We start from the raw sequence: 474 nt of genomic DNA on the forward strand, positions 1-474 counted from the left end.
AGCTATTCCCCCACCGCCGACGCCGAAGCTGCCATCGGCCGGGCTGGCGTGGTGCTGGACCTGATGGTGCAGAATGGCGTCATCAGCGCGGCGGACAAGGCGGCGGCCGACATTGCCAATGTCGCGCTCGCGCCCGAACCGCCGCAGAACAGCGTGCGCTATTTCACCGACTGGGCGTTGCCGCAACTCGATGTGCTGATCGACGAGTCCAACGAACCGCTGGAAGTCTACACCACCATCGACCTCAGCATGCAAAATGCGGCGACGGCGGCGGTTAAGGCCAATGTGCCGTCGGGTACGCAGGGCGCGCTGGTCAGCCTGGACCGCGATGGCGCGGTGCGGGCGCTGGTCGGCGGCCTTGATTATGTCACGTCCAACTATAACCGCGCGACCACAGCGACGCGGCAGCCGGGATCGGCGTGGAAGATCTTCGTCTATATGGCCGCGCTGGAGGCGGGCTATACGCCTGACACC

At 65.6% G+C, this 474-nt stretch carries 1 protein-coding gene; it reads left to right on the forward strand.

Going from position 1 to position 474, the window contains the following annotated elements; all coding sequences use genetic code 11:
• On the forward strand, positions 1-474 hold a 474-nt coding region (locus tag IL54_RS23235), incomplete at both ends, for a penicillin-binding transpeptidase domain-containing protein (protein ID WP_272945519.1).

It is taken from the genome of Sphingobium sp. ba1 (assembly GCF_000743655.1).
Classification (GTDB): Bacteria; Pseudomonadota; Alphaproteobacteria; order Sphingomonadales; family Sphingomonadaceae; genus Sphingobium.